Origin of the sequence: Streptosporangium sp. CA-135522 (assembly GCF_050949235.1) — a bacterium.
GTDB lineage: Bacteria > Actinomycetota > Actinomycetes > Streptosporangiales > Streptosporangiaceae > Streptosporangium.
Map to the genome: position 1 here is coordinate 6850032 of NZ_CP192026.1, position 23167 is coordinate 6873198.

The following is a 23167-nucleotide window of genomic DNA, read 5'->3' on the forward strand; positions in this document are numbered from 1 at the left end:
CGTGACCGAGCGTGCCAGAGCCGTGGGCGACGAGTTGATCGCCATCCACGCCCGCCTGCGCGAACAGCTCGCCACCGTGCGCACCCAGGTCGACGCCCAGCTGAACGACCCCACCACGACGCTGCCGCAACCGCTGAGCACCGACCTCAGAACACATTGCCTGACCTTCTGCGACGCCCTCCACGAGCATCATCAGGGCGAGGACCGCCTGGGCTTCCCCCTGCTGGAAAAGTACTTCCCCGAACTGCGCCCAGCACTGGAGAAACTCAGAGAGGAACACGTCGTGGTGGCACGCATCTACCACGACCTGCATGAAGCGCTCAGGCAGGACGATCCCCAGCGGGTCCGGGCGGACCTCAACCGCCTGGCCGCCGAGTTGGAGAGACACTTCGACTACGAAGAGGAGCAGCTTGTGACAGCGCTAAACAAACTGCCCAATCCGCAGCCAAAACCATGAAGTGATCACCATGAAGCACAAAACCACGACGAACGGGATCGAGTACCCCTAGCTCGCGAAACCCAGCTCAGACGCGGTCTGCCGGCTCATCGCATAATTCTTAACGGCGCCTCAACTTGCCGTACAGGTTCAGATGGCTCCAAAACAGGGCCGATAGACCGCGCCGGTCGGCGTCGGTGAGTTTCTTGCTCCACTTCGGCTCGGCCAGGACGATCTGTACCATCCGGGTGTTCAGGTAGAGGCCCTTGAGCAGCGACCGAACGGCCAGTGGCGTTCGAGCCCGAGCGCCACTCGCTGGGATTCCCCCCGGAGAAGCCGGCGACGATCTTCCTCCACCTGATGTCGTCCAGCGCCCGCCGCCCGCTGGGCGGCCCCCAGGTGAGCGACCACGACCTGGTCGACCTGTTCGTGCACGGCGCCCTGACCTGAAAGGCCCCTCATGCCCGTCACCCTGAACCACGCCATCGTCCCGGCGCTCGACAACGAGCGGGCCGCTCGCTTCTTCGCCGAAGTCATGGGCATTGAGTGCCCGCCGCCCGGCGGCTCGCGCGGCCGCTTCGCGCCCGTCCGGGTCAACGCCTCCCTCACCTTCGACTACATGACCGTCGACGTGCCCCGAGGCCACCACCTGGCCTTCGACGTGGATCCCGTCACCTTCGACGGCGTCCTCACCCGCCTGCGCACGCGCGGCGTGCCGTACGGCAACAGCCCCGCCGATCCCGCCAACGGCCGGATCGACCACCCGCTGCGCGCCCGCGGCCTGTTCTTCGTCGACGACTCCGGCAACCTCTACGAGGTCATGTCCCCCGAATGAGACCCTCGGACCAGACGCCGGAGGGGCAGGACCCGCCGATCAGGGGGACCAGGTGAACCGGGGCGGCCGGCGTTCCAGGAACGCGGCCACGCCCTCGGCGACCTCCTCTCGCGACTCCTTCTGCCATTCGCGCAGGCGCTCCTCGCCGGCCCGGCCGTCCACGATCTCCTTGGTGGCCGCCAGGGTGAGCTGGGAGCGCCCGGCCATGGTGCGGGCGAGGCCGTACACCCGCTCGGACAGCTCGGTGGCGGGCAGGACCTCGTCCACCAGGCCGGTGCGCAGCGCCCGGTCGGCGTCGACGAGGTCGGCCGAGTAGAGCAGGAGCTTGGCGGCGGACGGGCCGACGAGGTCGACCAGACGACGGGTGGAGCTCAGCGGGTAGACGATGCCGAGCTTGGCCGGAGTGATACCGAAACGGGCGTCCTCGGCGGCCAGGCGCAGGTCGCAGGCGAGGGCGAGTTGACAGCCGCCACCGACGCAGAAGCCCTCGATCATCGCGATCACCGGTTTGGGGAACTCGGCCAGCGCCCGTTCCGCGACGACGGTCAGCCCGGTGTCGTCGCCGGCCGCGGAGAGCCCGGCGATCTCCGAGATGTCCGCGCCGGAGCAGAAGGTCCCGCCCGCGCCGGTGAGCACCAGGACGCGCACCCCGGGGTCGCCCGCCAGCGGCGCCAGCACCCCGGGCAGCGCCCGCCACATGGCCACGCTCATCGCGTTGCGCTTGCCGGGACGGTTGATCCGCAACGTGGCGACATGGCGGTCGACGGACAGCTCGAAACCATCAGAGATCTGCACAAGATAGATTCTCCCGGGACATCCCTTTGACCATGCGGGCAGCTCACCCCCCAAGCCAGAGAGGCCGGATGTTCGGAATCATTCGCCCCTGCCGTGACCACTCCTGCCCGTCGCTGCACCAGGCCTGGATGGCGCACCTGTGCGGGCTTTGCCTGACCCTTCGCGACGGACAGGGACAGGGGGCACGGCTGGCCACCAACTACGACGGACTGATCATCTCGGTGCTGGCCGAGGCACAGAGCCCGTCCCGCTCCCCGCACCGGACCGCCGGACCCTGCGCGCTGCGCGGCTTCAGGCAGGCGGACGTGGTGGACGCGCGAGCCGAGGGAGTACGGCTGGCGGCCACGGTCTCGCTGGTCCTCGCCGCGGGCAAGCTGCGCGACCACGTGGCCGACGGTGACTCCGTCCCGGGCACCGGCCCGGCCCGCAGGAGGCTGGCGGCCCGGTGGGAGGCGGCCGGAGCCCGGATGGGGACGGCGATCGGGTTCGACACGGCCGTACTCGCCGCCACGGTCGAGCGCCAGCTCGAACTGGAGGGCGTCCGGGGAACCACGCTGCTGGAGCTGACCGCCCCCACCGAGGAGGCGGTCGCCGTCGCGTTCGCGCACACGGCGACGCTGGCCGGCAGGCCGGGCAACGCCAGGGCGCTGGCGGAGGCGGGCCGGTTCTTCGGCCGGATCGCCCATCTGCTGGACGCCGTGGAAGACCAGGACGAGGACGCGGCGCGCGGAGCCTTCAACCCGCTGACCGCCACCGGCACCACCCGGCAGGAGGCGCGGCGGCTGTGCGACGACGCCGCGCACGGGCTGGCGCTCGCGCTGGGCGAACTCGACCTGGCGGAGCGGCACCTGGCGGAGGTACTGCTCGGCACCGAGGTGCGCCGGGCCGTCGAGCGGGCGTTCGGCCACCGCCGGACGGTCGGCCTCTCCTACGAACGGCCCGGGATCGTCCGCAAGTCGGTGGCCGGGATCGGAACCTTCCTCACCTGCGGAATGTGGCGTCCCGAGTGGAGCAGCAAGGACGGGCGGCCCTGTGAGGACCGCTGCTATCTGCGCGGCTGCGAGGCCTGCGAGATCTGCAACCCCTGCTGCCAGTGCTGCAAATGTTGTGAAGACTGCGACGGCTGCGACGGATGCTGTTGCGACTGCGGATCGTGAGAGGACGAGAATGCGGCTGACGCGATCCATCCGGCGGCTGAACCCCGCCGAGCGACAGGTCTGGAACGCCTATCCGGCCGGCGCCTGGGTGGACCTGCGAACCGGGGACGCGGACGCGGACGATCCTGCGAGGGGCGCGGAATGGGGGCCGGAGCGGACGATCCGGGCGGAGGTCATCGCGGCGTTGCTGCTCGGCGCGCGAGAACCCGAACCGGGCAGGACCGCGGGCCTGAGGCTCGCGGGCGCCCACGTGGCGGGGAAGCTCGACGTCTCCGACGCCACCCTGACCGGCAAGCTCCACCTGCTCAACTGCCATCTCCCCGAGATGGTCTCCCTCACCGACGCCACCACCGTGGGGGTGCGGTTCCGGGGATGCGAGATGGGACGGGTCCGGGCGGCCCGGTGCACGGTCAACGGCCTGCTGGAGTTCGACGGTTCCACGATCCACGGCGGGATCCGGCTGGACAACGCGCACGTGACCGGCCAGTTCCGGCTCTCCCGGGCATGCCTGCACGCCCCTGGCAAGGAGGCCAGGGCGAGCGAGAGCCGGCTGGAGGACGTCCGGCGGCCGTTCACCGAGAGGGAGCTGCTGGAGCGGGGGCTGGATCAGAGCCAGTGGGCGGTGTGGGCGGGCGGGCTGACCGTGGAGGGCGGGGCCTTCCTGCGTGACATGCGCGTCACCGGCGGACTGAGGCTGATCGGGGCGAAATTCCACGGCGGGGTCTACCTGCAGAGGTCGGTCATCACCGCGACCGGCCCGCACGCCGTGCAGGCCGATTTCATGGAGTCCGGGGCGGCGGAGTTCAGTGCGGGGTTCACCGCGACGGGAACCATCCGGATGCGCGGCGCGCGCGTCAACGGCGTGCTCTCCTTCGACGGGGCCACGCTGGAGGCGCCCGACCGGGTGCTCCACCTGAGCCATGCCCAGGTGGAGGAGCTGATCCTGACCCCGGCCTCCATCAAGGGAGAGGTCAACCTCGGCTACTCCCGGCTCGGCGTCCTGCTCGACAGCCCCGCCGCCTGTACGGACAGGGTCCAGCTCACCGGGCTGACCTACGAGTCACTGCGAGGCCACTGGACGGTGGCCGAACGGCTGGACTGGCTGCGCCTGGACCCCGACGGCTACAAGCCGCAGCCGTACGAGCAGCTCGCCGCCTGGTTCCGGCGGATCGGCCACGAGCCGGACGCCCGGCGGGTGCTGCTGGCCAAACAGCGCCAGCGCCGCCGCACGCTCAAGCCCACCGGCCGGGTCTGGGGCCGGCTGCTCGACCTCGTCGTCGGGTACGGCTACCGCCCCTGGCTGGCCGGACTCTGGGTGGCCGTGTTGCTGATCGCGGGCACCGCGGTCTTCGCCGCGGTGCCCCCGGCGCAGATCGACCCCGATGAGGTGCGCCGCTTCCAGCCGTTCGTCTACACGCTGGACCTCCTGGCCCCGGTCAGCGTCTTCGAGCAGCGGGGGGCGTGGGAGCCGGTCGGCTGGACCCAGTGGCTGGCCTGGACCCTGGTCGCCTCCGGCTGGATCCTGGCCACCGCCCTGGTCGCCGGCGCCACCCGGGTGCTGCGTCCCGGCAACACCTCCTAGCCGGCCCGCCTCCTGGCCGACCGCGCCCGACACCGGCCGTGCCCGACACCGGCCGGTTCGGGGCGCCGTCTCAGGGCCTCCCGGGCCGGGACCTTTCGGTGCTCCTGCGGCTCGGGCCGGGTCTCCTAACGCTCCCCCGGTCCGAGCCGGGACGCCGGTTCGGGCCGCCCCGCGGCGAACCGGGAGACCGGCCGGTCGTCCACCACCCGGAACCGGGGCAGCGACTCGGGGTATTTCTCCTGGATGAACTTCACCATGTGCTCGCGGATGTCGCACTTGAGGTCCCAGGCGCTGGGCGAGTCGGCGGCGCTCATCAGGGCGCGCAGTTCGAGCAGCCCGCCGGGAAGGGTGTCGACGACCTGGAGGACCCAGTCCTTCTGGTCCCACAGCGGGTGCTCGCGCAGGGCGCGGTAGAGCTCGGCCCGGAGCTCGTCCACCGGGACCGACCAGTCCAGCCGGAGGATCACCGCGCCGATCACCCGGCTACCGTGCCGGGTCCAGTTCTCGAACGGCATCTTCGTGAAATAGGAGACCGGCAGCACCAGCCTGCGCTCGTCCCACAGGCGCAGCACCACGTAGGTGAGGGTGAGCTCCTCGATCCGGCCCCACTCCTCCTCGACCACCAAGACGTCGTCCAGCCGCAGCGCGTCGCTGAAGGCCAGCTGCAGCCCGGCGAGAAGGTTGCCCAGGATGGACTGGGCCGCGATGCCGACGACCACACCGGCGATTCCGGCGGAGGCCAACAGCCCGGCGCCGAGCGCGCGCACCTGCGGGAAGGTGAAGAGCATCGCGCCCAGTGCCAGCACGATGACCACCGCCGAGGCCACCCGGCGGACCAGGGTGATCTGGGTGCGAATCCGCCGGGCCCGCCGGTTGCGCTCGCCCTGGATGGTGACCAGGCGGTCCAGGACCACATCGGTGACCGCGTAGGCGGCCTGGATGACCAACCAGGTGACGCAGCCGATCATGGCCAGGCTGAGCGTCTGCTCGATCGCGTCTTCGACCTGCCCCTGGGCCATGCCCGGCCGGTAGAGCGTGTTGGCGGTCACCACGACCGCCGTGGCGAAGCCCGGCCAGGTGCAGCGGCGCACGAGCGGAGCGGCGAGAACCCATTTCTCGCCGATCAACCTCCACCGCAACGCCCGCCGCACCATCTCCACGCATGCCGCGGCGGCCATCATCGACGTGAGCAGGATGATCCATCTGGACACTGACGGCGTCCCCCTTCGTCGTCCGTTACCAGACGGGGTGCCCGGGGATTCACCGCATAATCAGAACGACTCGTCGAAAGTCACATTTCCCTCAACGGCTACCTGATAGGCAGAAACACGCCGTTCGAAGAAGTTGGCCAACTCCTGCACGTCCTGCAACTCCATGAACGCGAACGGGTTGGCGGTGCCGTACCGGACGGGAAGCCGGAGCCGGACCAGGCGCTGGTCGGCCACGTACTCCAGATACCGCCGCATCTGCTCCACGCTCATCCCGGACATGCCGTCGCCGCACAGGTCGGCCGCGAAGGCGAGCTCGGCCTCCACCGCCTCCTCGATCATCCGGGTGACCTGCGCGCCGAGCTTGTCGTCGAACAGCTCCGGCTCCTCGGCCCGCACGGTGTCCACCACGCTGAAGGCGAACTCCATGTGCATGGACTCGTCGCGGAAGACCCAGTTGGTCCCGGTGGCCAGGCCGCTGAGCAGGCCCCTGGAGCGGAACCAGTAGACGTAGGCGAAGGCGCCGTAGAAGAACAATCCCTCGATGCACGCCGCGAAGCAGATCAGGTTGAGCAGGAAGGCCCGCCGGTCCTCCTGCGACTCCAGCCGGTTCAGCCCGCCGAGCGAGTCGATCCATCGGAAACAGAACTCGGCCTTGTCCCGGATCGAGGGGATGTGCTCGACCGCGGCGAAGGCCTTGACCCGCTCCTCGTGGTCGGGCAGGTAGGTGTCCAGCAGGGTCAGGTAGAACTGGACGTGCACGGCCTCCTCGAAGAGCTGCCGGCTGAGATACAGCCGCGCCTCGGGCGCGTTGACGTGCTGGTAGAGGTTGAGCACCAGGTTGTTGGCCACGATCGAGTCGCCGGTGGCGAAGAACGCGACGAGGCGGTTGATCAGATGGCGCTCCTCCGGCGTCATCCTGGCCAGGTCGGCCAGGTCGGAGTTGAGGTCCACCTCCTCGACGGTCCAGGTGTTGCGGATCGCGGCCCGGTAGCGCTCGTAGAACTCCGGATACCGCATGGGCCGCAGCGTCAGGTCCATGCCAGGGTCGAGCAACATCAGGGAAAGCCTTTCGGGGAGAGGCCTACTGGCAGGCGTCGCAGTACTCGGGGTTCTCCAGGGAGCACGCGACGGCCTCCGGATCGGGCGTGGCCGGGGCCACGGTGGTCTGCGCGATCCGGGTCGCCGGGCGCGAGCGCAGGTAGTAGGTCGTCTTGAGGCCGGACTTCCACGCATAGGCGTACATCGAGGAGAGCTTGCCGATGGTCGGCGTCGCCATGAAGAGGTTCAGCGACTGCGACTGGTCGATGTACGGCGTGCGCGCCGCGGCCAGGTCGATCAGCGCCTTCTGCGGCAGTTCCCAGGCGGTCCGGTAGAGCGCCTTGAGGTCCTCCGGCATGCCGGGAACGTCCTGGATCGAGCCGTCGGCCCGCTTGATCGCATCCCGGATCTGCGGGGTCCACAGCCCCCGGGCAGTGAGGTCGCGAACCAGGTAGCGGTTGACCTGGAGGAACTCCCCCGACAACGTCTCACGCTTGAAGATGTTGGAGACCTGGGGCTCGATGCACTCGTAGCAGCCCGCGATGGAGGCGATGGTCGCCGTGGGCGCGATCGCGATCATGAGCGAGTTGCGCAGGCCGGTCGTCGCGATCCGCTCCCTGAGCGCCGTCCACTCCGCCGACCGCGCGACCCCGTAGTGGTCGGGGTGCAGCACGCCGCCGGCGGCCCGGGTCTCCTCGTAGGAGGGGTGACGGCCCCGCTCGACGGCCAGGTCCGCGGAGGTGCCGTAGGCCGCGAGCGCGATCTCCTCGGAGATCCGGGTGGACAGCTCCAGCGCCTCGGGCGAGTCGAACGGCAGGCGCAGCGCGAAGAACACATCCGCCAGGCCCATCAGCCCCAGGCCGATCGGCCGCCACTTCTTGTTCGCGGTCTCCGCCTCGGGGGTCGGGTAGAAGCCCAGGTCGATCGTCCGGTCAAGGAACCGCACGGCGGTGCGGACGGTCCGGCGCAGCCGCGCCCAGTCCACGTCCCGGCCGTCCAGATGCGCGGCGAGGTTGATCGAACCGAGGTTGCAGACGGCCGTCTCGGCGTCGTTGGTGACCTCGAGGATCTCGGTGCAGAGGTTGGACAGATGGATGACGTTCTCGGGACGCGCCGTCTGGTTGGAGGTCCGGTTGGCCGCGTCCTTGAAGGTCATCCAGCCGTTGCCGGTCTGGGCGAGGGTACGCATCATCCGGCCGTACAGGGACCGCGCCGGGATCTGCTTGACGAAGCGGCCCTCGGCCTCGGCGACCCGATAGGCCTCCTCGAACGCCGTGCCGTACAGGTCGGTGAGGTGCGGGACCTCCTTGGGGTCGAACAGCGACCACACGCCGTCGGCCTCGACCCGGCGCATGAACTCGTCGGGAACCCAGTTGGCGAGGTTCAGGTTGTGCGTACGGCGAGCCTCCTCGCCGGTGTTGTCGCGCAGTTCGAGGAACTCCTCGACGTCGGCGTGCCAGGACTCCAGGTAGACGCAGGCCGCGCCCTTGCGGCGACCGCCCTGGTTGACCGCGGCGACGCTGGAGTCCAGCGTGCGCAGCCAGGGCACGATGCCGTTGGAGTGGCCGTTGGTGCCCCGGATCAGGGAACCGCGCGAGCGCACCCGGGTCCAGGCGATACCGATCCCCCCGGCGTACTTCGACAGGCGCGCGACCTGCCCGTAACGCTCGTAGATCGCCTCCAGCTCGTCACGGGGCGAGTCGAGCAGGAAGCAGGACGACAACTGGGGTCTGCGCGAACCGGAGTTGAACAGGGTGGGCGAGCTCGGCAGGTAGGACAGGGTGGCCATGAGCGCGTAGAGCTCGGCCGCCTCCTCCACCGTCTCCGACAGACCGCACGCCACGCGCAGGAAGAAGTGCTGCGGGCGCTCCAAGACCTTACGGGTCCGCGGGTGGCGCAGCAGGTAGCGGTCGTAGACCGTGCGCAGCCCGAAATACTCGAACCGGCCGTCGGCGTCCCGCTCCACCAGCGCGTCCAGCGCCTCGGCGTGGGCGGCCACGAAGTCCGCCAGGCGGTCCTGGACGAGCCCGGCCGCGTGGGTGGCGGCGACGGACTCGGAGAAGGTCCGAACCCCGTGCTCGGCCGTCTCATCGGCGATCAGCTCCGCCAGCAGCTCGGCGGCGATCCGGGAGTTCTCCGGATCGGTGATCACCCGGGCGGCCGCCTCCTCGATGGCCAACCGGCGGTCGGCCAGACCGTCGCCGGTCTCCTTGGCGGCGTCGACCAAGGTCTGTGTCACGTGTGCTACCCCTCGCGCGCTCGAATTCCCCGTACGGCTCTCGCCGGAAGGGCGCACGCGTCCAAGAGCGGCTCCGGACACGCCGGACCGCCTCGTTCCGCGAGCCCTCCCTCGAGGCCCTGGACAGCTTCCGTGGTCGAGTCCGCCTCACCTGGCACACGCCGGGCCGCTCCACGCGTCCCCCGGTGCCCGGTTCGGCTCCCTCTCCACACGCATGGTCGAGTCCGCCTCACCTGGCACACGCCGGGCCGCTCCACGCGTCCCCCGGTGCCCGGTTCGGCTCCCTCTCCACACGTCGCCGGCAGGTCTTCGGACTCACGGGCGTCTCGCACATGCCTACTGGCCGTCGCTTCCCGGGCAAGGCGCACCCAGTGCTTCAATGACGGCGGTCGTTCCCGTTCACCGCTGCGGGGCAGTCCCGGAATCTCACCGGGTTCCCTCTTGCCTCGCCCCGTCAGGGGCGAACCAGCAACGAGCAGGATCCTACATGTAGGGCCGGTGGACGCAACTACCCCAACAGCTTGTGCCGAAAGTGCTCAGCAGGCCAAGATCGTTGAGCACCTCCCGGGTACGGCCGGTCTCCGTGACAAGCCACTGGCGGAAGTCCTCCCCGCTCAGATAGACCCGGTTCCAGCCGTTGGCCGCGCAGACGGCCCGCCATCGGGGCGAGGCGTCGAGGCGATCACACAGGGCGACGGCCGCGTCCCTGTCCTCGGAGCTCATGCCGCGGGGGCCGAGCACCCCGCACCAGTCGGTGTACTCCAGGCGAACGTCCAGCTCCATCAGCGTCGGCGCGTCGATCCCGTCGATCCGCTCGCCGGAGGAGACCACCAGCGGGCGCAGGCGGCCCGCGGCGATCCCGGGCACGAAGGAACGGGCGGAGCCCAGCAGCGCGGTCACCCTGCCGTCGTAGAGCGCCTGCTCGGCCTCGGTTCCACCGGAGTAGCCGGCGTAGTCCAGCAGCCGGGTGTCCACCCCCAGACACTTACCGATCATGCCGTAGAGCACGTGGTCGGAGCCGCCTTCCATCCGGCCGCCCACCGTCGGCTCGGCCGGGTCGCGGCGGAGCGCGGCGGCGAAGTCCTCGAAGGTGCGCAGATGGGAGCCGGACGACACGACCAGAGCCGCCCAGTCGCCGACCAGGCGGGCCAGCGGGGTGGTGGAATCCACCACGGAGGCGGCGTTGGCGATCTCCACCCCCGCGATCATCGGCATCCCGGTGAGGAGCAGCCGGCCCTCCCGCGTGAACGGGCCACGGACGGCGGCGAACGATCCCAGCGCCGCGGCGCCCAGGCTGCCCGGCTGGTCGCTCACCTCGACCGTCCGGGCCATCCCTTCGCCGATCATGACCATGGCCAGCGCGCGCGCGGCCCGATCCCACCCCTGCCCCCGCGCGGCGGGCGCGACGACGGTCAACCGGCCCGCCACCGGCGTGTGGGTGCCGCGGCCCCCGTCACAGCCGCCGGCGGCCAGGAGTCCCAGGGCGAGCACCAAGAACCGCCTACGGTACATAAGCGCCCCTTCCCCCAAGACCTATCAATACCCCAGGTTACAGACACATCACTTTCTGTCACACATTGGGGGTCTTGCCGTTATCGGCCGAGAGGGAGGGGACGGCTCCGGCTCATTCCGGAGGGAAGGGACGGCTCCGGCTCATTCCACCGTGACGCTCTTGGCCAGGTTGCGCGGCTTGTCCACGTCACGCTCCAGCGCCACGGCGGCGTGGTAGGCCAGAAGCTGCAGCGGGATCGACAGCAGGATCGGGTCCAGCTCCGTCTCGTTCTTGGGCACCACGACGCAGTCGTCGGCCAGCTTGGGGTCGGCCGTACGGTGACCGACCATGAGCACCCGGCCACCGCGCGCGCGGATCTCGCCCAGCGTGGTGAGGTTCTTGTCCAGCAGCTCGTCGTCGGGGACGATCGCCACGGTCGGCATCTCCGGGCCGATCAGCGCCAGCGGCCCGTGCTTGAGCTCGCTGGCCGGGTAGGCCTCGGCGTGCACGTAGGAGATCTCCTTGAGCTTCTGGGCGCCCTCACGGGCCACCGGATAGCCCCGGACCCGGCCGACGAACATCATGCTCGGCGAGTCGGCGTACTTGTGCGCGAGCTCCTTGATCTGCGGCTCCAGCGCCAGGATCTCCTTGATCTGCTCGGGCAGCCGGCGCAGCCCCTCGCAGATGCGGCGGCCGTCGGCCGGGGACAGGTCGCGCACCCGGCCCAGGTGCAGCGCCAGCAGCGCGAAGGCCACCGCGGTCGAGGTGAACGCCTTGGTGCTGGCCACCGAGACCTCCGGGCCGGCGTGCAGGTAGAGGCCGCCGTCGCACTCGCGGGCGATGGCGCTGCCGACGGTGTTGACGATGCCGAGCACCCGCCCGCCCTTGCGCTTGAGCTCCTGGACGGCGGCGAGGGTGTCGTAGGTCTCCCCCGACTGGCTGATCGCCACGTAGAGGGTGTCGGGCTCCACGACCGGGCTGCGGTAGCGGAACTCGCTGGCCGGCTCGGCGTCGGCGGGAATCCGCGCCAGCTCCTCGATGAGCTGGGCGCCGATCTGGCCCGAGTAGTAGGCGGAGCCGCAACCGATGATCTTTACGCGGCGGAACGACCGGGTCTCGCGCGCGTCCATGTTGAGGCCGCCCAGGTGGGCGATGTGGAAGCGGTCGTCCAGGCGCCCACGCAGCGTCCGGGCCACAGTGTCGGGCTGCTCGGAGATCTCCTTGAGCAGGTAGTGCTCGTAACCGCCGGTGTCGTAGTGACCGGCGTCCCAGTCGACGGTCAGCGGCTCCTTGGCCGTCTCGCGCGCGTCGCTGGCGAAGGTGTGGAAGCCGTCCGCCTTCAGCACCGCGAGCTCGCCGTCCTCCAGGTGGACCACCTGGCGGGTGTAGCGGACCAGCGCGGAGACGTCGGAGGCGGCGAACATCTCCTTCTCGCCGATGCCCAGCACGATCGGGCTGCCGTTGCGGGCCACCACGACCTCGCCGGGCCGCTGGGCGTCGATCACCGCGATGCCGTAGGTGCCGACGATCCGCTTGAGCGCCAGCCGGACCGCCTCCTCCAGGGATTCGGTCTCCTCGACGGTGCGGGCGATCAGGTGTGACAGCACCTCGGTGTCGGTCTCGGACAGGAAGACCACACCGTCGGCCTCCAGCTTCGCGCGCAGCTCGTCGGCGTTCTCGATGATGCCGTTGTGCACCACCGCGATGCGCTCGTCGGCGGACAGGTGGGGATGGGCGTTGACGTCACTGGGCGCCCCGTGGGTGGCCCAGCGGGTGTGCCCGATGCCCAGGGTGCCCTTGAACCGCGCCGGCACGGCGGCCGCCAGGTCGGCCACCCGGCCCTTGACCTTGCGCATCTTCAGGCCCTTGTTGGAGATCACCACGCCGGCCGAGTCGTAGCCCCGGTATTCAAGCCGCTGCAGGCCCTCCAGCAGGATCGGCCCCGCATCCTTGGGCCCCACATAGGCCACGATTCCGCACATTTGACCGCTCCTTATCCATAGACGATCCGGCGCAGCTGGCGCAGGGAGAGTTCGGGTGCCGCGACACGGCGGGCCGAGATCTCGGCGGCGATCCGGGGGAAGATCTCGTCGTTGACCAGCCCTTTGGCCTTGAGCTCGGCATGACGCCGCCGGACGAACTCCTCGACGGGTTCGGAGAAGTAGGCCAGCACGTCCGCCACCACCCGCGCCGCCTCGCCCGGACCGAGCGCGCTCGTCCGGGTCAGGTGGGTAATCAGATCCTCATGCGGATGCCATGTCGTGGACACAGAGCAGGACCATACGCAGCATCGATGGCCTTCACCAAGTTTTCTGCCCGATTTCGGGCAAGAATTGCTCCAGTCGGTCCCAAGCCGTGCCAATCGTGAGACATTCGGTAATCGTCGATCACTCTGTGTACTCACTCGGCCGGGAGGAACCACTATGCACTGTCTGCCGGGGATCGCCCTCGCCGCCGCTCTCACCGCGCTGACCACGCCCGTTCCCGCCGAGCAGCCGCCGGAGGGCAGGCAGGCGGCCTTCACCCGGGCGGCCCGGACGTACGGCGTGCCGGAGAGCGTGCTACTGGCGGTCTCCTATCTGGAATCCCGATGGGACGCCCACGACGGGTTGCCCAGCGTCTCGGCGGGCTATGGCCCCATGCACCTGGTGGACGCCCGGATCGATCCGGGCGTCCACCAGGGACACCGGCGCCACGGCTCCCACGACTTCCAGGGCGCGCAGGACCCGCGTGGCGACGACAGCCGGCCGTACCGGCCCACCGCCCCGCAGATCACCGCGCCCACGCCCGAGGACACCCTGCGCCGGGCGGCGCGGCTGACCGGGATCGCCCCCGAGCTGCTGCGCCGGGACCCGGCCGCCAACATCGAAGGCGGCGCGGCCCTGCTGGCCGACGACCAGCGGCGCATCGGCGAGCCGCTGAGCGCCGATCCGGCGCGCTGGTACGGCGCGGTGGCCCGCTACCCGGGCACGCCGGACGCGGGGGCGGCGAGCTCCTTCGCCGACGAGGTCTACGCGACGATCCGCACCGGCGCCGCGCGCGTGACCGACGACGGCGAGCGGGTGGTCCTGCCCGCGACCCCGGTCCTGTCGCCGCTGCGGCTGCCCGACTCGGCCGGGCTGCGCCGCGCCGCCTCCGCCGCGCCGGCGCCCGACTGCCCGCCCACCGTCTCCTGCGAGTGGATGCCGGCCGCCTACCGGCGGCTCAGGAACGGCGGCTACGGCAACCACGACCGCTACGACGGTCCCCGCCGGATCGACTACATCGTCATCCACGACGGCGAGACCAGCTACGACGCCATGACCCGGCTGACCAAGGACCCCACCTATGTGAGCTGGCACTTCACCCTGCGTTCCAGCGACGGGCACATCGCCCAGCATCTGCGCGGCAGCGACATCGGCTGGCACGCGGGAAACTGGTACGTCAACTCCCGTTCCATCGGCCTGGAGCACGAGGGCTACCTCGCCAAAGGCGGCGCCTGGTACACCGAGGCGATGTACCGCTCCTCGGCCAAGCTGGTCGCCCACCTCGCGGGCAAATACCGGGTGCCCCTGGACCGGGCGCACATCCTCGGTCACGACAACGTGCCGGGCACCACCCCGGAGAGCGTGCGCGACATGCACCAGGACCCCGGCCCCTACTGGGACTGGAGCCACTACTTCGAGCTGCTGGGCAGCCCGCTGACCGGCTCCACGAACCCCGACGCCGGCTCAGTGATGATCAAGCCGGACTACGCCCTCAACCAGCCGCGTTTCACCGGCTGCGGCAAGTCCGGCGAGTGCCCCCCGCGCGGTGCCGCCTCGGTCTGGCTGCACACCCGCCCCTCGGAGGACGCCCCGCTGGTCAAGGACATCGGCAAGCACCCCAAGGGCGACTCCACCTACAGCGTCTACGACCACGCGGCCCGCGCCTCCACCGGCCAGCGCTACGCGCTCGCCGAGCGCAGGTGCGACTGGACGGCGATCTGGTACCTGGGACAGAAGGCGTGGTTCTACGATCCGGAGACCGCTCGCACGTCCGTGCCCGCCATGGGCCGCGTGGTCACGCCCAGACCCGGTCTCGCCACCGTCAAGGTGTACGGCAGGGCCTACCCCGAGGCGTCCGCCTACCCCCGAGGTGTCTCGCCACAGGAGCTCACGCCCCTGCAGTATTCGGTTCCGGCCGGGCAGTTCTACAGCCTCGGCATGACCAGCCGCGCCGCCTATCTCCGGTCGGGCGCCTTCGACCCGTCGATGCGCCGGGTCGTCAGGGGAGACGTCCGTTACCGGCAGATCCAGTTCGGCCACCGGATCATGTTCGTCCGCGCCGCCGACGTCCGGGTGCTCTCCAACGAGGAGGCTGCCCGGTTGCGCGCATCAGCGCTTGAGAAGCGCTAGAGTTTTCACGTGCCCCGGAGCGACTTTCCGGGAAACACGCGGAAGTGGCTCAGTGGTAGAGCATCACCTTGCCAAGGTGAGGGTCGCGGGTTCGAATCCCGTCTTCCGCTCCGGCAGACCCTTCGGGGTCTGGCTGGTGGAGTGGCCGAGAGGCGAGGCAACGGCCTGCAAAGCCGTGTACACGGGTTCAAATCCCGTCTCCACCTCAGTGCACGGACATCGGACTCTCCGGAATCCGGTAAAGTAGCGCATGTGCCGCAGAGGGGAAACCCTAAGCAGACACGCGGAAGTGGCTCAGTGGTAGAGCATCACCTTGCCAAGGTGAGGGTCGCGGGTTCGAATCCCGTCTTCCGCTCTGATTTCACCCGAGGACGATTAGCTCAGCGGGAGAGCGCTTCCCTGACACGGAAGAGGTCACAGGTTCAATCCCTGTATCGTCCACCATCGCCCCTGGCGTCCAGGGGTTGATCAGGTCGAACGGCCGCCAAGATCCCGCATCGGGTTCCTGGCGGCCTTCTGGTTTTCTAGAGCAGTGGATTTCCCCGGGCGGCGACGAAGTCGCCGGCCGCCTGAGCGAAGGCGCGGATCCGGTTGGACTCCGCCGCGGTTCGCCAGACGAGCCGCCATTCGAAGTCCGGGGCGTCGAGGATGGGAACGTAGGTGACATCCGGTCGCGCGTCATACTGACCGGCGTGCGTGGGGACGGGGAAGACGCCTTTGCCCGCGCCGACCAGGGCGAGCATCTCCTGGATGGTGCCGAAGGCGGCCCCGCGCTCGACGGACCTGCCGTCCGGAGTCTGGCGGGGGACGACCGATTCGTCGATGTGGTCGGGGATCGAGCGGGGACGCAGGACCTTGTCGCGGGCGAGGTCGTCGAGGAGGACCGAGGCGCGGCGCGCGAAGGGGTGGCGAGCCGAGACCGCGAGCATGGGAGCCTCGCGGAACAGCACCGGGCTCGCGGTCAGATCGGAGTCGCGGGGCGGTGACACCACGGCGAGCAGGACGTCGATCTCGTCGGCCTGCAACGGCGCGATGCCGTCGCTGTAGGAGTTCTCCCGGATCTGCACCTGGCAGGTGGGGTGCCGGGCGTGGAAGATGTCGGCGACCTCGAGGACGAACCGGCCGATGGCCGTGCCGATGAAACCGACTCTCAGCACGCCGTCGATGCCCCGGCCGGCGGCGACGGCCCGGTCGATCGCCTCAAGGATCTGCCGGTAGGCGGGCTGGAGCTCGTCGTACAGCCGGCGGCCGATCGGAGTCAGCTCCACCCGGCGGCTGGTCCGCTCGAACAACAGGGCCCCGATCCGGCGTTCCAGCTTCCCGATCGTCTGGCTGACCCGCGCGGTGGACACGTGCAGGCGTTCGGCGGCGCGCCCGAAGTGCAACTCCTTCCCCAACGTCAGGAAGATCTCGATGTCACGCCGCTCCATGGTGACCCCTCATTCGTGAACCCCTGGGTTAACGATTGTTGCACAGCTGATCATTGTTGCCGATCCGCCCCGGCCCGATCCTTGAAGAGTCCGGCCGAGAGCCGGACGCCCCGCCCGAGCCGCCGGCTCGACGGAGGCCTTCCTTCCAAGCGATCAAGTAAGAGGCGGATATGAACATCAATGGCGAGCACACGCCGACGCTGGTCCTGGGTGGCACCGGCAAGACCGGCGCCCGTGTCGTGCAGCGGCTGACCGAGCGCGGCCTCCCGGTGCGGATCGGCTCCCGCTCCGGCGGGCTGCCCTTCGACTGGGACGACCGGACGACCTGGGCGCCCGTGCTCCAGGGCGTGCGGGCGGTGTACGTGTCGTACTACCCCGACCTGGCGGTGCCCGGGGCGCCCGAGGCGATCGGCTCCTTCGCCGAGCTGGCGGTGGCCCAGGGAGTGCGCCGGCTGGTGCTGCTGTCGGGTAGGGGCGAGGAAGAGGCCCGCGCCTGCGAGCAGGCGCTGCGCGACGCGGGCGCCGAGTGGACGATCCTGCGCTGCAGCTGGTTCAGCCAGAACTTCAGCGAGAGCTACCTGCTGGAGCCGGTGCAGTCCGGCGAGGTGGTCCTGCCGGCGGGAGAGGTGGCCGAGCCGTTCGTGGACGCCGACGACATCGCCGACGTCGCGGCCGCCGCGCTCACCGAGGACGGCCACGCCGGCCAGGTCTACGAGCTGACCGGCCCCCGGCTGCTCACCTTCGCCGACGCGGTCGCCGCCATCGCCGACGCCACCGGGCGGGACATCGGGTTCACCCGGGTCGCCACGGCCGACTACGCCGCCGCGCTGGTCGCCGAGCAGGTCCCCCCGGCCGTCATCGACCTGCTGACCTATCTGTTCGACACCGTGCTGGACGGCCGCAACGCCCACTTGGGAGACGGAGTGCAGCGCGCCCTGGGGCGCCCGCCCCGCGACTTCGCCGACTACGCCCGCGACACCGCCGCCACCGGTATCTGGAACGGAAAGTAATCTCACATGAACCTCGGGTTCCTCCGGACGGCCTCGCTTCTCGCCGCGACGGTCACCACCGGGCTCATGGCCGGGCTGTTCGCCGCCTTCGCCTACGCGGTGATGCCCGGTCTCGCGGACGCGGGTGACCGCACCTTCGTCGAGGCGATGCAGAAGATCAATGTGGCCATCCTCAACGGCTGGTTCATGTCGTGCTTCCTGGGAGGGCTGCTGTTGACCATCGCGGCCGTGGTGCTGCACAGGCGATCCGGCCGGGGCGTCCTGCCCTGGATCGTCGCCGGGCTCGTCCTGTACGGCGCGATGTTCGTCGTCACCAGCTTCTTCAACGTGCCCCTCAACGACCAGCTCGCCAAGGCCGGCCACGGCGCCGTCGCGGCCGCCCGCCGGCATTTCGAGTCCGCCTGGGTGACCTGGAACATCATCCGCGCCCTCGCCAACGTCGCCGCCTTCGCCGCCCTCTCCTGGGCTCTCGTCCTCCACGGGCGCGCCGGCGCCGCGGCCCTCGCCGCCGGGCGATAACCCCTCGGGAGGCGGGCGGCGGTCACCCAGGGTCGCCGGGGTCACCGACTCGGCGCCCGCTCTCCTCCGATCAACACGATCATCCTTTTGACACACGGCGCATCACCACAAAGATGCAACATAGAGGGACGCGTAACGCGAAATAGCTCAACCCCTATGTTGTTTGACCATGGTGAGGAGGGCCGGCCTGTGCAGCGCGTGGTGGTCGATCCGGAGGTGCCCGCGGAGATAGCCAACCTCCTCCGGCGAAACGGACCGCTGCTCTCCCGGTTTCGGGCCGGCTGGAATCCGGACAGGGACGGCTCGGGGCTTCGCACGGCCCTGCTGGCCTCGCTCGGCGGGTCGGCCGCCCTGGTCGCCACCTCGGCGGCCCTGGGCGGCCTGGGGGCGGGGGTGTTCGTCCTGACCCTGCTCGGCGTCTACCTCGTGATCCTCACCTGCGTCTACATCGCCAAGAAGCCCCCGCCCGCCGACTCCGTCGAGCGCGTGGTGTACCGGCACTCGCAGTGGTACAGGGGCGGCTACCTGATCCTGGAGGACTTCGACCTCGGCTCCAGGGAGCTGCTCGGCCGGGTCCAGCGGGCGATGGACCACATCCTCGGATCCCGGGTCAACGCCCTGGGCATGCTCGACAGCGTGCGCAACTCGGTGATGCTGCCGGCCGAGGAATGGGAGATCGCCCGGCTGCTGACCAAGCTGTCGGCCCTGCGGGCCAAGCACCGCGACCTCGCCCGCGGCGGCAGGACGCCGGAGGTGGCCGCCGCGATGGCTCCGCTGGAGCGGGCGCTGACCGCCAGCGAGGCCGCCGTGGTCGCCCGGGTGGAGGCCCTGGAGCGCTACGCGCGCCACGTCTCCGACGCCGACCGCGCCCTCAGGTCCCAGGGTCAGATCGACGCCCTCCTGGCCCACCTGCCGGAGTATGAGCAGCTCGTCGCCGAGACGGGGGCCGCCCGGTTCTCCGCGCCGGAGATCGGCAATCTCAGCGAGGACGCGGCCCTGCTGCGGCGGGCGCTGCACGACAGCGTCCGCTCCGCCCACGAGGCCTTCCGCTACCTGGAAGGATGATCTGAACGCATACGTCCGGCCGGCGGCAAAAGGGGACAGGCACGTGCGCAACGCGTGGTGATGGATCCGGAGGTACCCGAGGACGCCGACCGGCTGGATCCGACCACCGCCCGATCGCCGTCACCCTGGTCCCGCGACCATGATCGAACCGTCTGTGTAGGGTCTGTCCCATGAGAGAACGACCGGTCCTGATCTATGACGGTGACTGCGGGTTCTGCACGACGAGCGTCCGGTTCGCCGAGCGCCGGATCGGCCTGCGAGCCCGCGCGACTCCCTGGCAGTTCGCCGACCTGGCCGCGCTCGGCACCACGCGCGAGCGGGCGGACCGGGAAGTTCTCTGGGTCCAGGACGGCCAGGTGTACGGCGGGGCGCAGGCCGTCGCCAAGCTGCTGATCGCCGCCGGTCCGCCGTGGAGCCTGCCGGGCCTCCTGCTGCGGGTCCCGCCGGTGCGCTGGCTGGCCAAGGCGCTCTACCTGCTGATCTCCAGGAACCGGCACCGCCTGCCCGGCGGCACCCCCGCCTGCGCCCTTCCCGCGGACCGGCGATGACGGTCCTGCTCACCGGGTTCGAGCCGTTCGACGGCGCGGCGGTCAACCCGTCGTGGGAGGCGATCAGGCTGGTGCCCGGGGTGCGGGCCGTACGGCTGCCGTGTGTGTTCGGCCAGGCGCTGGAGCACCTGCGCGCGGCGGTGCTGGAGCACGACCCCGCGGTGGTCGTCTGCGTCGGGCAGGCCGGAGGGCGACCCGACGTCACGGTCGAGCGGGTGGCCGTCAACCTCGACGACGCCCGCATCCCGGACAACGCCGGACGGCAGCCGATCGACGAGCCGGTGGTGCGCGGCGCCCCCGCCGCATACTTCGCCACGCTGCCGGTGAAGGCGTGTGTGGCGGCGGCCCGGACGGCCGGGGTCCCGGCGAGCGTGTCGCAGAGCGCCGGGACGTTCGTCTGCAACCACGTCTTCTACGGCCTCATGCACCTGATCGCCACCGAGCGGCCCGGCGTGCGCGGCGGTTTCGTGCACGTGCCGTTCGCCCCGGAGCAGGTCCTCGATCGGGCGGGGCCGTCCATGCCGGTGGCGACGGTCGCGCAGGCGCTGACGGCGATCGTGGCGGCCGCCGTCTCCGTGGACGGCGATCTCCGCCTGATCGGCGGCTCCCTCCATTGAGGGCCTCGCTGAGGACCCGCTGAAGACCCATTGAGAACCCCGTTGAGAACCCGCTGTGGGAGTCCCGCGGCCGAAGACCCGTCGGCCGCCCGATGGGCGGCCGCTACAGCGGCACGCCGTACACCACGCGACGGCCGGCGAACTCGGTCACGCTCCACAGCGTGTTCCTGTCGCGGACGCAGGTGAGGTCCTCGGGCCCCACCGGGAAGGGACGCTTGGCGACGGTGTCGCCGACCACGATCAGGCTGCCGTTCCTGGTCGCGCCCGCCGCCTGGCTGAGATACCAGGTGCCCTCGTGGGAGAGCGCGCCCTGGATCTTGGCCTCGGGCAGGCGGTAGGCGTCCAGGGCGGCGGCCACGCCGCCGGCGTCGGCCTGCAGGGAGCCGTCGGGGTTGAGCGGCCAGCGGGCCACCCGGCCGGACGTCCCGGGGGTGTCGACGTACTCGCCGGAGATCAGGGTGTCGGTCGCGGTGGTGCGGTCGATCGCGGCGAAGGAGAACCGGGCGCCTCCCCCCATCGAGGTCCATGCACCGGTCTGCGGCATCACGTAGCGGTAGCCGAAGGCGTTGTGCACCCCGCCCTTGCGGCCGATCGTGGTCTTGTCGTCCCCGTCCACCTCGAAGATGTGCCGGGTGTCGAAGACCCGCATGCCCCGGGTGGTGTCGGCGACATAGAGCAGGCCGCCGTACCACGCGACGCCGCCGGCGTGGATGTCGATCGGGGTGATGTCGCCGTCCGGGCGGGCCCCCACGAGCAGGACGTGCCGGTAGCGGAGCGTCGCCGTGTTGAGGAAGGACAGGCGCACGCCCCGCTCGGCTCCCGTCTCGGGCTTGTAGTACCAGCTCACCACGAACACGCCCGCGCCGGTTCCCGCGTCCGAGGCGCAGGTCAGCCCCTGGGGGTACCACTCCCGGACGGCGTTGTCGTCGGCGTCGAAGCAGTACCAGTCCACCGGCCGGGGCTTCATCGCGCCGAAGGCCCCGGATCCGGTGGCTCCCTTCCTGGCCATGACGCGGTTCGCCTTGGCCAGGACGGTGTCCAGCGTCACGCGCTTGAGCTGTTTCTCCAGGGCATGGACCCCGGTTGCGAGGTCGCCGCCGTCTCGCTTCAGCTGGAACGGTTGTGCCGCCACGGCCGTCATCCCACTCATGGGGGGTTCTCTCCTTCTCCGGTCACGCCCTTGGACGGGCGGATCAAGATGTGGAGCTCATGAGTATGCCGCTACTCGAATACCTTTTTTGATCATATGGGCCAGGTGTGCACGGGTTCTCCGCTGAACGACAGCTCCCGGTAGCGGGTCACCATGCGGGCCCGCGCCGCCTGGTCGCCGCCGAGGCGCTCGACGGTCTCCCGCTGCCAGATCGCTCCGGTACGGCGCAGCCGGACCCGCTCTCCGATGATGCCCAGCGCCCAGTCGGCCTCGACCGGATCCACGCCCGCCCGGTCGAGCCCGGCCCGTGCCACCGGCAGCAGATCCAGGGCGAGCTGCGCGGCCGGGACCTCCTCCCGCCGGCCGGGCCAGGACAGCGGCGCGTCCAGGCCGTGGATCGCGGCGCGGTAGAAGTTGCGGTAGGCCGCGGCGAAGGGGAACTCCTCGACCGGTTCGGCCGACATGGCGACGGTGAGTCCGAGCAGGAACGCCGCGTTGGCCGCCATGTCGGCGGCGGTCGGCCCGGCCGGCAGGGCGCGCATCTCCACCCGCAGGTGGCCGCCGTCCGCCGGGTCGTAGATCGGCCGGTTCCACTGCCAGACCGTGCCCTGGTGCAGCCGGAGCTCGGCCAGGTCAGGCGTCTCGCCGGTCTCCGGGATCTCCTCGGAGGTCATCGGCAGCAGCGGCTCGTAGTCACGGACGCACGTCTCGAACATCTCCTCGACACCGCTCACCCACCCGGAGCCGAAGGCCACCCGCCGGTCCCTGCGGTCGCGCCGCTCCATGTCCCGGTCGTCGGCCGACTCCTCGAACAGCGCGATCCTGGTCTCCTCCCACAATCGCCTGCCCAGAAAGCCCGGCGAGTTGCCGCTGACCGCGAGAACCGGGGCGGTGGCCAGCTGGGCGGCGTTGTAGACGCGGGCGAAGTCGGCCGGAGCCGTGCGGAGATGAACCTGCCAGGAGGTGTTGGCGCTCTCCAGGATCACCCCCTCGACTTCCAGTTCGAGCTCCTCGACCCCTTCGATACGCACCCGGAACGGCTCGTTGCGCAGCCGTCGCATGCCCCGGCTCAGCGCCCGGTAGCGGCTTTCGTCGCTGAGCGCCTCGTGGGTGAAGTCGAACTCGCTCAGCGAGGGCAGGATCCCGATCGCCACGGCCTGCCCGTCCTGCGTCGCCGCCGCCGCGTCCACCAGGGCCATCGTCTCGCGCAACTCCCGTGCCAGCGCGCTGAAGGGCCGCCCGGCGATGGGCCGCGGGGTCAGGTTGACCTCCAGGTTGAACCGGCCGAGCTCCGGCACGAGCCGGTCGTCGTCGGCGGCGTCGCGCACCTCCTGGTTGCGCGGGAGCGGCCGGCCGTCAGGAGTGATGAGGAACATCTCCAGCTCGGCCCCGATGGTCGCGGGCCCGGTGCCGAAGCCCGGCCTGGCGAGCAGCTCGCGAAACGCGGCGAGCTGCTCCGCCAGCCGCTCTCCGAAGCGGGCGAACTCCGCCTCGGAGAACCGGTCCTTGTCGACTTGCTGACCCATCTCACCATCCGATCGTCGGTCCCTGTGCCCCTCCCTCTGTCCCAGGTCGCGGGTTCTAATCAGTCCGCGCGGCAAGTGACGGGCTGGGCGGCGGATCGGGGCGGACGGCGGCGCTCGCCTCTCCCCGTGGCACCGTCGCGG

Annotated in this window: 22 protein-coding genes, 4 tRNA genes and 1 riboswitch; of the genes, 15 read left to right on the top strand and 11 right to left on the bottom strand. The window is 70.4% G+C overall.

Going from position 1 to position 23167, the window contains the following annotated elements:
• Position 1 precedes the first annotated feature (1 nt).
• The gene (locus tag ACQPYK_RS32705) at positions 2-457 is read left to right on the top strand and encodes a hemerythrin domain-containing protein (RefSeq protein WP_433239458.1); all 456 of its coding nucleotides are present in this window, start codon (positions 2-4) and stop codon (positions 455-457) included.
• Positions 458-557: 100 nt separating this feature from the next.
• On the opposite strand, the gene ACQPYK_RS32710 is transcribed toward ACQPYK_RS32705, so the two are convergent.
• Positions 558-680: a hypothetical protein gene (locus ACQPYK_RS32710; RefSeq protein WP_433239461.1), complete on the bottom strand. Its 123-nt coding sequence runs from the start codon at positions 678-680 to the stop codon at positions 558-560.
• 44 nt (positions 681-724) lie between these two features.
• Between ACQPYK_RS32710 and ACQPYK_RS32715 the strand changes: the two genes are divergently transcribed.
• Both ACQPYK_RS32715 and ACQPYK_RS32720 read left to right on the top strand, forming a co-directional pair.
• On the top strand, positions 725-886 hold the full coding sequence (locus ACQPYK_RS32715) for a hypothetical protein (RefSeq protein WP_433239464.1): 162 nt from the start codon (positions 725-727) through the stop codon (positions 884-886).
• A 10-nt stretch (positions 887-896) separates the two neighbouring features.
• A complete protein-coding gene (locus tag ACQPYK_RS32720; RefSeq protein ID WP_433239467.1) occupies positions 897-1271 on the top strand; it encodes a VOC family protein in 375 nt (124 codons plus the stop codon).
• A 39-nt stretch (positions 1272-1310) separates the two neighbouring features.
• On the opposite strand, the gene ACQPYK_RS32725 is transcribed toward ACQPYK_RS32720, so the two are convergent.
• Positions 1311-2066, bottom strand: coding sequence for an enoyl-CoA hydratase/isomerase family protein (locus ACQPYK_RS32725; RefSeq protein WP_433239470.1), 756 nt, complete (start codon positions 2064-2066; stop codon positions 1311-1313).
• A 68-nt stretch (positions 2067-2134) separates the two neighbouring features.
• On the opposite strand from ACQPYK_RS32725, the gene ACQPYK_RS32730 reads away from it, so the two are divergent.
• Both ACQPYK_RS32730 and ACQPYK_RS32735 read left to right on the top strand, forming a co-directional pair.
• The gene (locus ACQPYK_RS32730) at positions 2135-3223 is read left to right on the top strand and encodes a DUF5685 family protein (RefSeq protein WP_433239473.1); all 1089 of its coding nucleotides are present in this window, start codon (positions 2135-2137) and stop codon (positions 3221-3223) included.
• Between the two features lie 10 nt (positions 3224-3233).
• Positions 3234-4805: a pentapeptide repeat-containing protein gene (locus tag ACQPYK_RS32735; protein WP_433239476.1), complete on the top strand. Its 1572-nt coding sequence runs from the start codon at positions 3234-3236 to the stop codon at positions 4803-4805.
• A gap of 125 nt (positions 4806-4930) precedes the next feature.
• On the opposite strand, the gene ACQPYK_RS32740 is transcribed toward ACQPYK_RS32735, so the two are convergent.
• The 6 genes from ACQPYK_RS32740 to ACQPYK_RS32765 form a co-directional block, all read right to left on the bottom strand.
• A complete protein-coding gene (locus ACQPYK_RS32740) occupies positions 4931-6016 on the bottom strand; it encodes a mechanosensitive ion channel family protein (RefSeq protein WP_433239479.1) in 1086 nt (361 codons plus the stop codon).
• Between the two features lie 60 nt (positions 6017-6076).
• A complete protein-coding gene (locus ACQPYK_RS32745) occupies positions 6077-7072 on the bottom strand; it encodes a ribonucleotide-diphosphate reductase subunit beta (protein ID WP_433239482.1) in 996 nt (331 codons plus the stop codon).
• Between the two features lie 25 nt (positions 7073-7097).
• Complete coding sequence (locus tag ACQPYK_RS32750; RefSeq protein WP_433239485.1) at positions 7098-9293, bottom strand: ribonucleoside-diphosphate reductase subunit alpha; 2196 nt, start codon at positions 9291-9293, stop codon at positions 7098-7100.
• Between the two features lie 283 nt (positions 9294-9576).
• Positions 9577-9778: riboswitch (cobalamin riboswitch) on the bottom strand.
• Entirely contained in the window at positions 9777-10805 is a 1029-nt protein-coding gene (locus ACQPYK_RS32755) for a tripartite tricarboxylate transporter substrate-binding protein (protein ID WP_433239488.1), read from the bottom strand. It overlaps the preceding riboswitch by 2 nt.
• Positions 10806-10946: 141 nt before the next feature.
• The gene (gene glmS, locus ACQPYK_RS32760) at positions 10947-12767 is read right to left on the bottom strand and encodes a glutamine--fructose-6-phosphate transaminase (isomerizing) (protein ID WP_433239491.1); all 1821 of its coding nucleotides are present in this window, start codon (positions 12765-12767) and stop codon (positions 10947-10949) included.
• Between the two features lie 11 nt (positions 12768-12778).
• Positions 12779-13054: a hypothetical protein gene (locus ACQPYK_RS32765; RefSeq protein WP_433239494.1), complete on the bottom strand. Its 276-nt coding sequence runs from the start codon at positions 13052-13054 to the stop codon at positions 12779-12781.
• A gap of 154 nt (positions 13055-13208) precedes the next feature.
• Here ACQPYK_RS32765 and ACQPYK_RS32770 point away from each other — a divergent pair, with 154 nt between their 5' ends.
• The 5 genes from ACQPYK_RS32770 to ACQPYK_RS32790 all read left to right on the top strand — a co-directional run bounded on the left by ACQPYK_RS32770 (position 13209) and on the right by ACQPYK_RS32790 (position 15605).
• Positions 13209-15161, top strand: coding sequence for an N-acetylmuramoyl-L-alanine amidase (locus ACQPYK_RS32770; RefSeq protein ID WP_433239497.1), 1953 nt, complete (start codon positions 13209-13211; stop codon positions 15159-15161).
• A 38-nt stretch (positions 15162-15199) separates the two neighbouring features.
• Positions 15200-15271, top strand: a tRNA-Gly gene (locus ACQPYK_RS32775).
• A gap of 25 nt (positions 15272-15296) precedes the next feature.
• A tRNA-Cys gene (locus ACQPYK_RS32780) sits at positions 15297-15367 on the top strand.
• A gap of 77 nt (positions 15368-15444) precedes the next feature.
• Positions 15445-15516: transfer RNA gene (locus ACQPYK_RS32785), tRNA-Gly, on the top strand.
• A 14-nt stretch (positions 15517-15530) separates the two neighbouring features.
• Positions 15531-15605, top strand: a tRNA-Val gene (locus tag ACQPYK_RS32790).
• 80 nt (positions 15606-15685) lie between these two features.
• Here the strand turns inward: ACQPYK_RS32790 and ACQPYK_RS32795 are convergent.
• Positions 15686-16591 (bottom strand): LysR family transcriptional regulator, encoded by a 906-nt coding sequence (locus tag ACQPYK_RS32795; RefSeq protein WP_433239500.1) that lies wholly within the window; start codon positions 16589-16591, stop codon positions 15686-15688.
• 170 nt (positions 16592-16761) lie between these two features.
• Here ACQPYK_RS32795 and ACQPYK_RS32800 point away from each other — a divergent pair, with 170 nt between their 5' ends.
• The 5 genes from ACQPYK_RS32800 (at position 16762) to pcp (ending at position 20350) form a co-directional block, all read left to right on the top strand.
• Positions 16762-17601 (top strand): NmrA family transcriptional regulator, encoded by an 840-nt coding sequence (locus tag ACQPYK_RS32800; protein WP_433239503.1) that lies wholly within the window; start codon positions 16762-16764, stop codon positions 17599-17601.
• Between the two features lie 6 nt (positions 17602-17607).
• Entirely contained in the window at positions 17608-18120 is a 513-nt protein-coding gene (locus ACQPYK_RS32805) for a DUF1772 domain-containing protein (RefSeq protein ID WP_433239505.1), read from the top strand.
• A 189-nt stretch (positions 18121-18309) separates the two neighbouring features.
• Positions 18310-19185, top strand: coding sequence for a hypothetical protein (locus tag ACQPYK_RS32810; protein ID WP_433239508.1), 876 nt, complete (start codon positions 18310-18312; stop codon positions 19183-19185).
• Between the two features lie 170 nt (positions 19186-19355).
• Positions 19356-19733 carry a thiol-disulfide oxidoreductase DCC family protein gene (locus ACQPYK_RS32815; RefSeq protein WP_433239511.1) on the top strand — a complete coding sequence of 126 codons (378 nt, stop codon included), beginning with the start codon at positions 19356-19358 and terminating at the stop codon, positions 19731-19733.
• Positions 19730-20350 carry a pyroglutamyl-peptidase I gene (gene pcp / locus ACQPYK_RS32820; protein WP_433239514.1) on the top strand — a complete coding sequence of 207 codons (621 nt, stop codon included), beginning with the start codon at positions 19730-19732 and terminating at the stop codon, positions 20348-20350. Before ACQPYK_RS32815 ends, pcp begins: the two co-directional genes overlap by 4 nt.
• Before the next feature lie 103 nt (positions 20351-20453).
• Here the strand turns inward: pcp and ACQPYK_RS32825 are convergent, their stop codons facing one another.
• The gene (locus ACQPYK_RS32825) at positions 20454-21500 is read right to left on the bottom strand and encodes a hypothetical protein (protein WP_433239517.1); all 1047 of its coding nucleotides are present in this window, start codon (positions 21498-21500) and stop codon (positions 20454-20456) included.
• A 92-nt stretch (positions 21501-21592) separates the two neighbouring features.
• The gene (locus tag ACQPYK_RS32830) at positions 21593-23026 is read right to left on the bottom strand and encodes a glutamate--cysteine ligase (protein WP_433239520.1); all 1434 of its coding nucleotides are present in this window, start codon (positions 23024-23026) and stop codon (positions 21593-21595) included.
• Positions 23027-23167 lie beyond the last annotated feature (141 nt).